The organism is Bradyrhizobium sp. 137, from assembly GCF_023074095.1.
GTDB lineage: Bacteria > Pseudomonadota > Alphaproteobacteria > Rhizobiales > Xanthobacteraceae > Bradyrhizobium.
Genome location: NZ_JADPKU010000067.1, coordinates 257425 through 270091, shown reverse-complemented (window position 1 = coordinate 270091; position 12667 = coordinate 257425). Strand labels below are relative to the sequence as shown.

Annotated in this window: 11 protein-coding genes and 1 pseudogene; 8 read left to right on the top strand and 4 right to left on the bottom strand. The window is 64.5% G+C overall.

The annotated features are described in order from the left end of the window. Positions 1 to 15: 15 nt before the first annotated feature. The 3 genes from cysC to IVA78_RS22365 all read left to right on the top strand — a co-directional run bounded on the left by cysC (position 16) and on the right by IVA78_RS22365 (position 4668). Positions 16 to 1932, top strand: coding sequence for an adenylyl-sulfate kinase (cysC, locus tag IVA78_RS22375; protein ID WP_247467949.1), 1917 nt, complete (start codon positions 16 to 18; stop codon positions 1930 to 1932). A 275-nt stretch (positions 1933 to 2207) separates the two neighbouring features. Continuing rightward, positions 2208 to 4373 (top strand): malate synthase G, encoded by a 2166-nt coding sequence (locus IVA78_RS22370; protein ID WP_247467947.1) that lies wholly within the window; start codon positions 2208 to 2210, stop codon positions 4371 to 4373. A gap of 94 nt (positions 4374 to 4467) precedes the next feature. Next, positions 4468 to 4668, top strand: a complete 201-nt coding sequence (locus IVA78_RS22365) for a CsbD family protein (protein ID WP_247277808.1) — start codon at positions 4468 to 4470, stop codon at positions 4666 to 4668. A 62-nt stretch (positions 4669 to 4730) separates the two neighbouring features. Here IVA78_RS22365 and IVA78_RS22360 read toward each other — a convergent pair whose 3' ends face one another. From IVA78_RS22360 to IVA78_RS22350, 3 genes and pseudogenes are all read right to left on the bottom strand, one after another. Next, positions 4731 to 4886 carry a Thivi_2564 family membrane protein gene (locus IVA78_RS22360; protein WP_008546817.1) on the bottom strand — a complete coding sequence of 52 codons (156 nt, stop codon included), beginning with the start codon at positions 4884 to 4886 and terminating at the stop codon, positions 4731 to 4733. Between the two features lie 246 nt (positions 4887 to 5132). Beyond that, positions 5133 to 5782 (bottom strand): annotated as a pseudogene (locus IVA78_RS22355) (DUF2865 domain-containing protein). A gap of 16 nt (positions 5783 to 5798) precedes the next feature. Beyond that, positions 5799 to 6572: a L,D-transpeptidase gene (locus IVA78_RS22350; protein ID WP_247467944.1), complete on the bottom strand. Its 774-nt coding sequence runs from the start codon at positions 6570 to 6572 to the stop codon at positions 5799 to 5801. Between the two features lie 208 nt (positions 6573 to 6780). Between IVA78_RS22350 and IVA78_RS22345 the strand changes: the two genes are divergently transcribed. The 5 genes from IVA78_RS22345 (at position 6781) to IVA78_RS22325 (ending at position 10923) form a co-directional block, all read left to right on the top strand. Further along, positions 6781 to 7893, top strand: a complete 1113-nt coding sequence (locus tag IVA78_RS22345) for an AI-2E family transporter (RefSeq protein ID WP_247467941.1) — start codon at positions 6781 to 6783, stop codon at positions 7891 to 7893. Between the two features lie 79 nt (positions 7894 to 7972). Beyond that, positions 7973 to 8344, top strand: coding sequence for a DUF883 family protein (locus IVA78_RS22340; RefSeq protein ID WP_247467938.1), 372 nt, complete (start codon positions 7973 to 7975; stop codon positions 8342 to 8344). Positions 8345 to 8436: 92 nt separating this feature from the next. Then, positions 8437 to 8892: a hypothetical protein gene (locus tag IVA78_RS22335; RefSeq protein ID WP_247277813.1), complete on the top strand. Its 456-nt coding sequence runs from the start codon at positions 8437 to 8439 to the stop codon at positions 8890 to 8892. 187 nt (positions 8893 to 9079) lie between these two features. Beyond that, the gene (locus IVA78_RS22330) at positions 9080 to 10222 is read left to right on the top strand and encodes an OpgC domain-containing protein (RefSeq protein WP_247467935.1); all 1143 of its coding nucleotides are present in this window, start codon (positions 9080 to 9082) and stop codon (positions 10220 to 10222) included. Positions 10223 to 10311: 89 nt separating this feature from the next. After that, positions 10312 to 10923 (top strand): TetR/AcrR family transcriptional regulator, encoded by a 612-nt coding sequence (locus tag IVA78_RS22325; protein WP_247467933.1) that lies wholly within the window; start codon positions 10312 to 10314, stop codon positions 10921 to 10923. A gap of 9 nt (positions 10924 to 10932) precedes the next feature. On the opposite strand, the gene IVA78_RS22320 is transcribed toward IVA78_RS22325, so the two are convergent. Then, complete coding sequence (locus tag IVA78_RS22320; RefSeq protein WP_247467930.1) at positions 10933 to 12582, bottom strand: HWE histidine kinase domain-containing protein; 1650 nt, start codon at positions 12580 to 12582, stop codon at positions 10933 to 10935. Positions 12583 to 12667 lie beyond the last annotated feature (85 nt).

Sequence of the window (12667 nt, the reverse complement as noted above, 5' to 3'; positions counted from 1 at the left end):
GGACGCGAGCGTCGCATGAACATGATCGTCACCACGGCTTCGCCGGCCACTCCGAACGGCACCACGCGTCCGCAAGTGCGCATCGTCATCGTCGGCCATGTCGACCACGGCAAGTCGACGCTGGTCGGCCGCCTCCTGCACGAGACCGGCAGCCTGCCCGAGGGCAAGCTCGAAATGCTGAAAGCCGTCAGCGCGCGGCGCGGCATGCCGTTTGAATGGTCGTTCCTGCTCGATGCGCTCCAGACCGAGCGCGATCAGGGCATCACCATCGACACCACGCAGATCCGCTTCCGCACCAATTCGCGCGATATCGTGCTGATCGACGCGCCCGGCCACGCCGAATTCCTGCGCAACATGATTACCGGCGCCTCGCAGGCCGACGGCGCGGTGCTGATCATCGACGCGCTCGAAGGCGTGCGCGACCAGACCCGGCGCCACGGCTATCTGCTGCATCTCTTGGGCGTGAAGCAGGTCGCGATCGTCGTCAACAAGATGGACCGCGTCGACTTCTCCGCCGAGCGCTTCAAGGACATCAGCGACGAGATCTCGGCACATCTGAGCGGCCTCGGCGTGACGCCGACGGCGGTGATCCCGATTTCCGCCCGCGACGGCGACGGCGTTGCGATGCGCACCGACCGGATCGGCTGGTACAAGGGCCCGACCGTGGTCGAGGCGCTCGACGGGCTTGAACCGGCGCGGCCGCTGGAAGCGCTGGCGCTGCGCCTGCCGGTGCAGGCGATCTACAAGTTCGACGACCGCCGCATCGTCGCGGGCCGGATCGAATCCGGCAGCCTCATTGCGGGCGACGAGATCGTGATCATGCCGGCCGGCAAGATCGCAAAGATCAAGACGGTCGAGAGTTGGCCGGTGACGCCGGTCGCAGGCCGGCACGGCGCCGGCCGCTCGGTCGGCATCACGCTCGACCGCGAATTGTTCCTCGAGCGCGGCGACATCATCGCGCATGCAGGCAGCGCACCGCGCGAGACGCGGCGGCTGCGCGCGCGCATCTTCTGGCTGCACGACAAGCCGCTCGCCAAGGGCGACCAGCTCCTGGTCCGCTGCGGGCCGAAGGAAAGCCGCGCCACCGTGGTCGCGATCGAAAAGGCGGTCGATCCCGGCGAATTGTCGAGCGTCGAGAACAAGGCGATCGGCCGCAACCACGTCGGCGAGATCGACATTTCGCTTTCGAATCCGATCGCAACGGATCCCTATACCGAGAATCCGCGCACCGGCCGGCTCGTGATCGAGGTTTCCGGGCGCATCGCCGGCGGCGGCCTGGTGCTGTCGGTCGACGCCGGCCAGCGCGCCATGCCGGTCGACATCGTGCCGGTGGAATCGGCGCTGCGCTCGGACGAGCGCTCCGCGCGCTACCGCCACAACGGCGCGGTGGTCTGGCTCACCGGCCTGCCTGCCTCCGGCAAATCGACCCTGGCGAAAGCGCTGGAGCGGCGCCTGTTCAGCAATGGCGGCTCGCCGGTCCTGCTCGACGGCGACACGCTGCGCGCCGGGCTCAACAGCGATCTCGGCTTCTCCGCCGCTGATCGCAGCGAGAACATCCGCCGCCTTGCGGAAGTCGCCACCCACCTCGCCCGCAACGGCCATATCGCGATCGTCGCGGCGGTCTCACCGGCGCGCGAGGATCGCGCCACCGCGCGCCGGATCGCCGACACCGCGTTCCGCGAGATCCATGTCGCAACGCCGGCTGAAGTGTGCGAGGAGCGCGACCCCAAGGGTCACTACAAGAAGGCTCGCGCCGGCACGCTGGCCTCGTTCACCGGCATTGGCAACGACTACGAGGCGCCGCAGGGGGCCGAGCTTGTGATCGATACATCGACACGGACGGTCGCCGAAGCGGCAGATGCGATCGAAGAGATGCTGAAGACCACCGGCGTGCTGTTCGACGAAGTCGTGGACCTCGCCGCGAATATTTGAGTGCTGTCGTCGCCCGGCTCGACCGGGCGACCGAGCCTTCCAGAGACAGCGCTGGGATACGGAGAAGCCGCGGCGTACTGGATTCCCCGCTTTCGCGGGGAATGACAGCGGTGCGCTGAGCCCACCTCACCTTGACATTTTGACAAAGGCCCGGGGTCTTCTCACGGCCTTGATTTTGGGGCTAATAGGCCCCCGAGAGCTGCCCTATGGGCGCATTTTGCTGCTGACGGGTGAAAAGCAGCCAAAAACAGCCATTTCCAACAAGAAAGCCCATCATGAAACGCGTCGATGCCCACGGATTGAAGATCGCTCCCGTCCTGTTCGATTTCATCGCCAAGGAAGCGGCCCCGAAAACAGGGATCGCGCCGGATGCGTTCTGGGCCGGGCTTGCCGGCATCATCAAGGAGCTGGGGCCGAAAAACCGGTCGTTGCTCGCGTTCCGCGACACGTTGCAGGCCAAGATCGACGACTGGCACCGGGCCAACAAGGGCAAGGCGTTCGACCTCAACGCCTATACCGCCTTCCTGAAGGAGATCGGCTATCTCGTTCCGGAGCCGGCGACGCAGAAGGTCGAGACTGCCAATGTCGACGAGGAGATCGGCAAGATCTGCGGTCCGCAGCTCGTCGTGCCGCTCACCAATGCGCGCTATGCGCTGAACGCGGCGAATGCGCGCTGGGGCTCGCTCTATGATGCCTTCTATGGCACCGACGCGATTCCGCATGATCCGTCCGAGAGCGGCAAAGGCTACAACAAGGCGCGCGGCGACAAGGTGATCGCCAAGGCCAAGGCGTTCCTCGATACCGCCGTGCCGCTCGCGACCGGCAGCCACACCGACGTCACGGCCTATAGCGTCGTCGCGGGCCAGCTCGCGGTGAAACTGAAGAGCGGCAACGCCACCGCGCTGAAGAACGCGGCGCAGTTCGCAGGCTTCCAGGGTGATGCGGCCGCACCGTCCGCCGTGCTGCTCGTCAACAACGGCCTGCACGTCGAGGTCAAGATCGACCGCAGCAGCGCGATCGGGAAAGACGATCCGGCCGGCGTCGCCGACATGATCATGGAGGCCGCGGTCTCCACCATCCTCGACATGGAGGACTCCGTCGCCGCGGTCGACGCCGAGGACAAGGTGCTGGTCTACCGCAACACGCTCGGCCTGATGAACGGCACGCTGTCGGCCGATTTCGAGAAGGGCGGCAAGACGCTGACGCGCTCGCTCAACGCGGACCGCAGCTACAGGACGCCCGATGGCAAGGGCGAGCTCAAGCTGCACGGCCGCAGCCTGCTCCTGATGCGCAATTGCGGTCACCACATGTTCACCGACGCGGTGCTGGACGAGAAGGGCGAGGAGATTCCGGAGGGCCTGCTCGATGCCGCCGTATCGGGCCTGCTCGCCATTCACGACCTCAAGGGCAATTCCAAGGTCAGGAACAGCCGCACCGGCTCGGCCTATATCGTCAAGCCGAAGATGCACGGCCCCGACGAGGTGTCGCTGACCTGCGAGATTTTCGACCGTGTCGAGAAGATGCTGGGCCTGTCCGAGAACACGCTCAAGGTCGGCATCATGGACGAGGAGCGGCGCACCACCGTCAACCTCAAGGCCTGCATCCAGCGCGCGTCCAAGCGCATCATGTTCATCAACACCGGCTTCCTCGATCGTACCGGCGACGAGATCCACACCTCCATGGAAGCGGGCCCGATGATCCGCAAGAACGAGATGAAGGCGCAGGCCTGGATCAAGGCTTATGAGGACTGGAACGTCGACATGGGCCTGATCGACGGCCTGCCCGGACATGCCCAGATCGGCAAGGGCATGTGGGCCGCGCCCGACAAGATGGCGGACATGCTGGCGCAGAAGCTTAGCCACCCGCAGGCCGGCGCCACCACCGCCTGGGTGCCCTCGCCGACGGCGGCGACGCTGCACGCGCTGCACTATCACCAAGTCAACGTCATCGCGCGCCAAGAGGAACTGGCCAAGGGCGGCCCGCGCGCAAAACTGTCGGACATCCTCACCATCCCGGTGTCGAAGTCGAACTGGGCGCCTGACGACGTCAAGCAGGAGATCGACAACAATTGCCAAGGTATTTTGGGCTATGTGGTGCGCTGGATCGACCAGGGCGTCGGCTGCTCGAAGGTGCCCGACATCCACGATGTCGGCCTGATGGAAGACCGCGCCACTTTACGCATCTCCAGCCAGCATCTCGCCAATTGGCTGCACCAGGGCGTCATCACCGAAGCGCAGGTGATGGAATCCTTGAAGCGCATGGCCGTCGTCGTCGACAAGCAGAACGCAGGCGATTCGATCTACAAGCCGATGGCGCCCGCCTTCGACGGCGTCGCCTTCAAGGCAGCCTGCGACCTCATCTTCAAGGGCCGCGAGCAGCCGAACGGTTACACCGAGTACATCCTCACCGCGCGCCGCCGCGAGGCGAAGGCAGCGGGTTAAATAGCTCGGTTCGAAGGGCGAAACCGTCCCGGCGCGCAGCGGAACGGCTGCGCGCTGCTTGCGTTGTAGGGCCATCAACTCGATGGAGATGGTCATGGACTGGAATCGCATCGAAGGAAACTGGAAGCAGTTCAAGGGATCGGCCAAGGAGAAATGGGGCAAGCTCACTGACGACGACCTCAGCTCGATCGAGGGACGCCGCGAGCAGCTCGAGGGCCGGCTCCAGGAACGCTATGGCAAGGCCAAGGACCAAGTTCGTCAGGACGTCGACGACTGGCTCAAGTCGCTGCATTGAGGCAGCACGAAAAAAGCCCCGGCCCAAGCCGGGGCTTTTTTGTTGGAATATCCGGAGGCCCGCTAAAACACCGCAAGATATTTCAACAACGACACGATACCGATGATGATGACGATCACGCGCGCGATCTGTTTGGCGCGACCGTCCATCGGAAGCATGTTGATGAGATAAAGGACGAGAATAACGACGAGAAAAGTGACGAGTACGCCGACCAGCATCGTGAGGACCCCCCTTCAGGCAAATTTCCAATGAGGACTTAACGCCAGTCTCTCGCTCTGGTTCCATTGCCGCAACCCACTGCAAGTTCTAGGGATTACGTAGCTCTACAATCGGGTCGCGGCCCGAGGTTTCAGCTTTCGCTCTCAGATATCTGTGCGCTCGCGCCGAGCGACGTGCGATTGCCGATGCCACCGCTCGACGGCGGAGATTGAGGCGCCAGCGGCGCCGCTCACTCAACGGCTCCCCTACTCCTTCGCCACCACCGGCACCTGACGGAATCTGGCGCGCACCGATTCCGGCAGTGGCGAGAAATTCATCGCGACGCCGCGGCGGTCGTTGGCATTGCGGTTGGCAACCACGAGACCGTTGGCCCCGGCGACGATGTCGCCCTTGCGCAAGGTGGGATCGTCCTCGATCTTGACCTGGGCGAGGCCAGCCGGATCCTTGCCGTTGCAGGTGCAGCCCACGACGATCTCGTTGCGGTAACGGAAGGCGTTCGGCAGATCGGAATAGGACTTTCCGTTCTCCGTCGTAGCGTCGTCGATATTGCTGCCGTAGACCAGCGAGGTTTCGGACGCCGGGCAGAAGCTCTTGCAGGACTTCGCCTTGCTTTCGGCATCCGTTCCTTGCGCCGGAAAATAGCGGCCGTCGCATCCGCGCACGCAATAGGCGGTGCCGCCGCCATAGGCGGCTCGCTGGCGCGGCACGTCGTATCGCGGCATGTCATCGTTCGGGAACGGCGTCCGGATCTGCGGAGGCCGCGCGCCGAACGCACCGAACAACGCCGAGAAAAAGTCCTCCGCATGCGCCGGCGGCGTCAGTGCGAGGCGAGAGAGACGATTGTGAACACGGCCGCCGCACCGCCAGTCAGCTTGCCAATCGAGCGTTTACACATCTGACCTCGCTCAATCCTAATTCAGGGCCGACGTCGTGATGTTCAGCGCCTGTCGCCCCGAAGGCAACGCGGTCACCGCAGGACGCTTGCGCACGGAATCGCCGCCGCCTTTCGCCATCAGAGGCGCGTTCTTCGGCAGCACCACGACCTTGGCGCCGACACTGACGCGGTTAAAGAGATCGATGACGTCCTCGTTGGTCATGCGGATGCAGCCGGACGAGACGAACTTGCCGATGGTGCTGGGATCGTTGGTGCCGTGGATGCGGTATTCGCTCGAGCCGAGATACATCGCGCGGGCTCCGAGCGGGTTACCCGGACCGCCCGCGACGAAACGCGGGAGATAGGGCTGGCGCGCGATCATTTCGGCCGGCGGATGCCAGTCCGGCCACTCCGCCTTGCGGCTGACGCTCTGCACGCCCGACCAGGTAAAGCCTTCGCGGCCGACGCCAACACCATAACGAATGGCGCGGCCATTGCCGAGCACGTAGTAGAGATAGGTGCTGTTAGTATCGATGACGATGGTGCCGGCCGGCTCGCTCCTGTCGAAGCTGACGATCTGCCTGCGCAGCCGGTCGGGCAGCTGGGCATCTTCGTCGGCGGCTTGCGGCGCCTCGCTTCCATAGCCCTGTGAATAGCTCTGATCCTGCGGATACGACTGCGGCCGGATCGGCGCAAAGCCGAGGGTTTGCGCACTCGCGCTGCCAAAGGGCACGGTGAACAGAACGATCGCGAAGGCAAACGCAGTGACGGCACGCGGCGAGAAGCGGCGGACGAGAGAGAAGCTTGTCATGTGCTGCCCCATTGGATGTGTGCATCCGGGTGATGCGCCAGCAAGCAACGCCATCGGGCTGATCTAAGTTCCGGCGCAGAGCGCGGCCGCGACGTCACAGTCAAGCGAGCGTTTCTTCACGAAGGCGCGATGGAACTGCTACCGCGATCGCGCGTTCTCATCTCGTAAATGGGCGCGCGGATCGCGGTTTCCGTGCGGGAGAGATATTGTGCGCGTCCTTCCCAGCGAACGTCTGCCTCCCGGCAAAAGCGAAGGTGAACCGCTTCCCGACAGCCGTAGCGAGCTGCCGCCGGTCATCCGCCGCACCGAGTTCGTCGCTTTCGCACTCGCAGGCCTGCTGCTGATTGCGGTCGTCACCGTACTCTATGTCGGAAGAGCGTTCTTCCTGCCCGTGGTAATGGCCTTCGTGATCGGCACCATGCTGTCGCCGGCGGCGAGCTTCCTGGAGCGATGCAAGGTGCCACGCGCGCTCGCCGCCGTCCTGATCGTGGTCGCTGGGACCGCGGTGGTTGCCTTCGCCCTGGCGCTGATCGCCTCACCGATTATGGAGTGGAGCACGCGCCTGCCGGAGCTCGGCGCGCAATTGAGGGACAAGCTGCACGTGTTCGACCGGCCGCTGGCGCTGTGGCGCGAGCTGCAAGGCATGGTCGGCGGCTCGGAGGCGTTCCCGAGCTTCCAGATGCCGAAGGTCGAGTGGGTGCAACCGACGCTGGAATTCCTGTCACCGACCTTTACTGAATTTCTGCTGTTCTTCGTCACCCTCATTCTGTTCATCGCAAGCTGGCGCGACCTGCGCCGGGCCATGATCATGACCTTCAGCGATCACGACGCGCGGCTGCGCACGTTGCGTATTCTCAACGAGATCGAGGTCCATCTCGGCAACTACCTGCTGACCGTCACTCTTATCAATGTCGGCGTCGGCGTCGCCACCGGCCTGATCTGCGCGCTCACCGGCATGCCCAATCCAGCCGGGCTCGGCGCGCTGGCGGCAACGCTCAATTTCATCCCGATCATCGGGCCAGTCGCGATGTTCGCCGTGCTGGTCGTGGTTGGGCTGGTCGCCTTCCCGACGATCAGCGGTGCCCTCATGGCGGCGCTCGCCTTCGGCGGCCTCACCTTCCTGGAAGGGCACTTCATCACGCCGACCATCATCGGCCGGCGGCTGGCCCTGAACGCGCTTGCGGTCCTGCTCGCGCTCGCGTTCTGGACCTGGATGTGGGGCCCGATGGGCGCGTTCCTGTCGTCGCCGCTCCTGATCGTCGGCCTGATCCTCAAGGAGCATCTGTTGCCGGCGGATTCGCCGCAGCTGCCGCAGGCCTGAGGCGGTTTCCGCAAACGGAACTTCCCCGACGACGAAACGTTCTCCGGCTATCTCAGCCGTCAACAGTTTGGAGCTCCCGATGTCCACGACCAATGCCGAAGCCGGGATGAAAGACTGGACCGACAACGCCACCAGAGAACGCCTCGAGAAGGATGTAGCAGCCGTGAAAAGCGATATCGCCGCCCTCACTGAACAAATCACCGACGCGCTCAATACCTTCGCCAATTCCAGCAGCAAGCAGGCTCGCCGCGGCTATCGCCAGGCGCGCGAGAACGTGGATTCCGCGATGGACGACATGTCCGAGCGCGGCAGCGCGATGATGGAGGCTGCGCAAGACGCCTACGGCTCGATCGAGGAGACGCTGGAAGAGGCCATCACGCAGCGGCCGCTCGCGACCGTCGGGCTCGCCCTCGGCATCGGCTTCCTGATCGGCGTCGCCTCGCGCCGGTAGGTTTGCGGAATGGATCTTGAGACGGCGACGCTGCCGCGCCGCCGATGCCGGCGTGTGGCGGCTCGGCTTGTGGGGATTTGAGGAGCAAGGCCATGTTTCAGCGCATCATCGACGGGATCAGTGCATCCACCGGGACCACTGTGCGACTGACCTCCCTTGCCGCAGGCGCGGCATTCGCGCTCTTCATCACCACGTGCTTCCTCTGCGCCGCGGCCTTCATCTTGGTGCTGGAGAAATATGGTCCGGTGCAAGCCTGCCTCGCGGGTGCCGGCGTTTTCTTTCTGCTTACCTTGGCCGCAGCAGTGAGCTATTGGGCCTATAAGCGGCAGTTGCGCAAGCAAGCCCAGATCGCGGCCGAGCGTGCCGCGAAGTCGGCGGCGCAGAGCATGCTCGCGGACCCCATGCTGCTCGCCACGGGACTCCAGATCGTCCGCGCCATCGGAATCAAGCGGCTGTTGCCGATCTTGGCGATCGGTGGCGTCGCACTCGGAATCATGGCGAGCCGCGCTGGCGTTCCCGACGAGGCATCGGCCGAACCCGCCGAGTGACGACGAGCGTGGGTTAGAAAATTTCGCCGCAACTGCTGCCAGCTGATCTGGCGGAGTTCGGCAGGAAGGCGCAGCGCAATTTTGCGCCATCCGGCACGGATGTCCCCCGCCATCACGCAAACGCTACTCGGATGGGCAGGCGGTTGCCGCTAAAAGCGGCGCCCCTGATTCCAAAAGTCTTTTCGCAATGAAACCGTCCGTCAAGGCGAACCTCGCCGCATTCCAACCCGACGCCAGGCTGTATTTGACACTCGGCATCGCCAATTGGTCGGTTTTCGTCGACCACATCCCGAACAACGTCGTCAACCTGCTGACGCTGCGAAATTTCGGCTTCAGCGGCGCCGCGGATTTGTTCGTGTTCGTGGTGGGCTACGGCGTCGCCATCATCCACGGCCGGATGGCGCTGGAGCGCGGCTACGTCGTCGCGGCGACGCGCATCTTTCGACGTGTCTGGCGGCTCTACGCCGCCTACGTCGTCCTGTTCGTCATCTATATCGACACCATCGCCTATGTCGCCTCGCAATCGATGGCACCGGAAATCATCCACGAATACAACATCTCGGGGATTCTCGAGCACCCGCTGCGCATCCTGATCCGCGGCCTCGTGCTCCAGGAGGAGCCGCTGAACCTCGACCTCCTGCAATTGATGATCCCGCTGATGGCCTTCTTTCCGCTTGTGCTGTGGGGCCTGTTGCGGCGCCCGAATGTGACGCTCGCGGCATCGGTTGCGCTGTACCTTGCCGCACGCTGGTTCGATTGGAATTTCCGGGTGTACCCGGATCAGGAGTGGACCTTCAATCCGCTCTGCTGGCAGATGCTGATGGTGCTGGGCGGCTGGTTCGCCGTTACAGGCGCACCCGGACGGACGTTGCGCAGCATGCCCTGGCTGCGGATCCTCGCCGGGACCTATCTCGTTTTGGCGATGGCCATCACCTTGATGCGCCACTCACCGGCGCTCTCCGCTTATCTGCCGAACTTGCTCCTCGACGGCATCGCACCGACGGAAAAGGAAAACCTTGCGCCTTATCGCGTGCTTCACTTCCTCGCGTTCGCCTTCGTCGCGACCCATCTCATTCCGGCCGGTCATCCCGGCCTGCAATTGAAGCCGCTTCAGGCGGTCATCAGATGCGGCGAGGAATGGCTCGCCGTGTTCTGCGTCGGCGTCTTCCTGTCCTTTGCCGGTCATCTCGTCCTGATCACGGGGCCCAATCTGGTGGTGATGCAGGTCGTGGTGAGCCTCGCCGGCTTCGCCGCGATGACCGCGGTCGCCTATTACATCGCCTGGTCGAAGTGGCAGGACCTGCCCGCCGCCCTGCGGCAGCAGGCCTAGTGGGGGCCCATTTCGATTCTCCTAGGTTCGCCGCCGCGGCTGCGCTATGCGAATCGAGCGCAGGTTGCGCGAGGAGACCGGGCCAGATCATGGCGAGAAACGAGGGTGAAGGATCTGACGGCGCGCCGCCCCGGCGCGGCCGGCCGCGGTCGATCGAGACCGCCAACGCCATTCTCGAAAGCGCGTATGCGCTGATGGCTGCGACCGGCCTTGCCGCCACCACCATCGACGCAGTCGCGCGCAACTCCGACGTGTCCAAGATGACGATCTACAAATGGTGGCCATCCCGGGAGGCGCTTTTGATCGACGCCTTTCTCCACCACGCCGCACAGATGCTGCCGCTGCCCCCGGAAAGCTCCGGCACGCCTGCGGCGCGTGCACGCCGCCACGCCGCGGCCTATGCCGAGGCACTCCAGGGCGAGTTCGGCAAGGTGCAGCTTGCCGTGATCTCCGAATGCATTTCGAAGACCGGCTCCGCCGAGCTGTTCTACGCCCGCTATCTGCAATTCCGCCGCGACGCGCTGCTGGAGATGATCGCAGCAGGCCAGAAGGACGGCAGCATCCTGGCCCAGGGGCTGCCCGAGGATCTCTACGACGCGATCTACGGCGGCCTGTTCTACCGCTACGCCTTTGGCATCGCGCCGGTCACGCCGGCCTACGCGCGCAATCTGGTCGACCTGGTGTTGCGGCCGAAGGACTGAAGTGCCGCTCTACCGCACCGGCTGCGAAAACTTCTCGGTACGATCGCGCTCGGACATGTCGACCACCGTCTCCATCGGCGCCGTCAGCTCGTAGACGTAGGAGACGTCGGTGAAGTAGCGCTTGGCGGTGCCGCCGAGCGCCTCGGGCGCCACGCGGTCGAGCAGGATCAGGCCGAAATCGGAATCGGGGCGGCGCGTCGCCTCGCTGGTGTTGAACTCCTCCCAGCGGAAATTGAAAATCTCGTCGGGCTCCTCGCCGGTCACCGTCCAATTGGCGGTGATGTGCGGGTGCTTTCCGACCAGCGACAGGCCTTCGTCGGAATGCGAGGCGAGCTCGAAGAACAGCAGAGATAGGCTCTGCGCCGCGCGCGCGCTGACCGCGATATCGGGACCGGTAACGGCGATGCGTTCGGCATGCGGGATGGCGCGCGCTTCGAACAGGCCCTTCAGCTTGACACCCTGCCATTGGCTCTCGCTGAGCAGCGAGACCACGTTCGACATGGCGTGGATGCGGCCGATCAGGAGCTCGCGCGCGACGTCGATGTCCGAGCCGTGGCGCAGCGTGCGCGTCACGATCGACTGGATCACCGCCAGGATGTTCTTGACCCGGTGATTGAGCTCGTCGATGACAGCGGTCAGCCGGCGCTCGAAGCCAATCCGCACCTGGATTTCCCGGCTGAGCCGCAGGTTGTTGTAGGCGACATAGCCGAACAGGCCACATACCATCGCGGTGATCGCAAAGCCGATCGCCGCCACGATGATGGCAGTCTGCTCGGCGCGACGCGCCGAATTGGTCTTCGCGTAGTAGGCGAGCTGCCAGTCACGGCCACCGAAGCTCACCGTGCGCATGGCCGACGGCGCCAGCCCGTCCGCCGCCGTCGCGCGCGTGGAGACCACGCCTTGGTCGTTGGCGACGAGCTCGCCGCCGTCCTTGCGCGGATCCCTGAGCGCGACCGAGAACAACGACATATCGTCATTGGTCAGCATCAACGAGGCAAGCTCGTAGGAGAATGTGACGAACCCAGCCGGCTCCGTTGCTCCCTCGGGAATGACGGGCGCGGCCACGATGACGCCGATCGGCCCGTCGCCGCTGAGCAGCGGAATCGGATCCGAGGCAACCGACCGCTTCTCGGCGCGCGCACGCGTCAGCATGGCGCTGGAAACCGGATCCTGATCGTAGCTGCGGCCGGGCAGCGTCTTGGTCTCGTTGCTGCGCGGCTCGAGATCCATCAACACGTCGATCGGCTGAGTAACGTCGGCGGGATTGATCGGCTTGTCCTCAAACGTGCGGATCCGCGAATTGGGGAAGCCGGCGCCGGCAATGGCAGCCTGCGCTGCCGTAAGCTCGTTCGGCTTCAGGCGGGCGATCCAGCCGGCCACCACGAAATCGGTCTTGAAGGCGTAGATGGCCGAGCGCAGCGGCTCCAGCATGTTCGGCTTGATCACAGATGGCGCACGGAACAAGCCGGAGGCGACACGCGCGAGCAGCTCTCGCTCGGTGAGGCGGTCCTGGACCAGGCTTGCGTGAACGTCGATCGCACGCGCGAGCGCGATCCGGTCCAGCGCCAGCTCCTGATCGTGAACGCGATAGGCCGCAAGCCCGGAGAGCAGGGCTCCGAGCAGAGCGATGAAGCCAATGATGAAACCCAGCCGGACCACTTCGACTACTCAGGCGAAAGCAAGAGGTCGGCAATAATTGTGGACCATATGAACGCCGCTCGAACGGCCATCTGCCGAAACAGGG

Bases quoted from the DNA above. Each gene is read 5' to 3' on its own strand.
- cysC (WP_247467949.1), top strand. From the start codon at position 16: ATGAACATGATCGTCACCACGGCTTCGCCGGCCACTCCGAACGGCACC.
- IVA78_RS22370 (WP_247467947.1), top strand. From the start codon at position 2,208: ATGAAACGCGTCGATGCCCACGGATTGAAGATCGCTCCCGTCCTGTTC.
- IVA78_RS22365 (WP_247277808.1), top strand. From the start codon at position 4,468: ATGGACTGGAATCGCATCGAAGGAAACTGGAAGCAGTTCAAGGGATCG.
- IVA78_RS22360 (WP_008546817.1), bottom strand. From the start codon at position 4,886: ATGCTGGTCGGCGTACTCGTCACTTTTCTCGTCGTTATTCTCGTCCTT.
- IVA78_RS22350 (WP_247467944.1), bottom strand. From the start codon at position 6,572: ATGACAAGCTTCTCTCTCGTCCGCCGCTTCTCGCCGCGTGCCGTCACT.
- IVA78_RS22340 (WP_247467938.1), top strand. From the start codon at position 7,973: ATGTCCACGACCAATGCCGAAGCCGGGATGAAAGACTGGACCGACAAC.
- IVA78_RS22335 (WP_247277813.1), top strand. From the start codon at position 8,437: ATGTTTCAGCGCATCATCGACGGGATCAGTGCATCCACCGGGACCACT.
- IVA78_RS22330 (WP_247467935.1), top strand. From the start codon at position 9,080: ATGAAACCGTCCGTCAAGGCGAACCTCGCCGCATTCCAACCCGACGCC.
- IVA78_RS22325 (WP_247467933.1), top strand. From the start codon at position 10,312: ATGGCGAGAAACGAGGGTGAAGGATCTGACGGCGCGCCGCCCCGGCGC.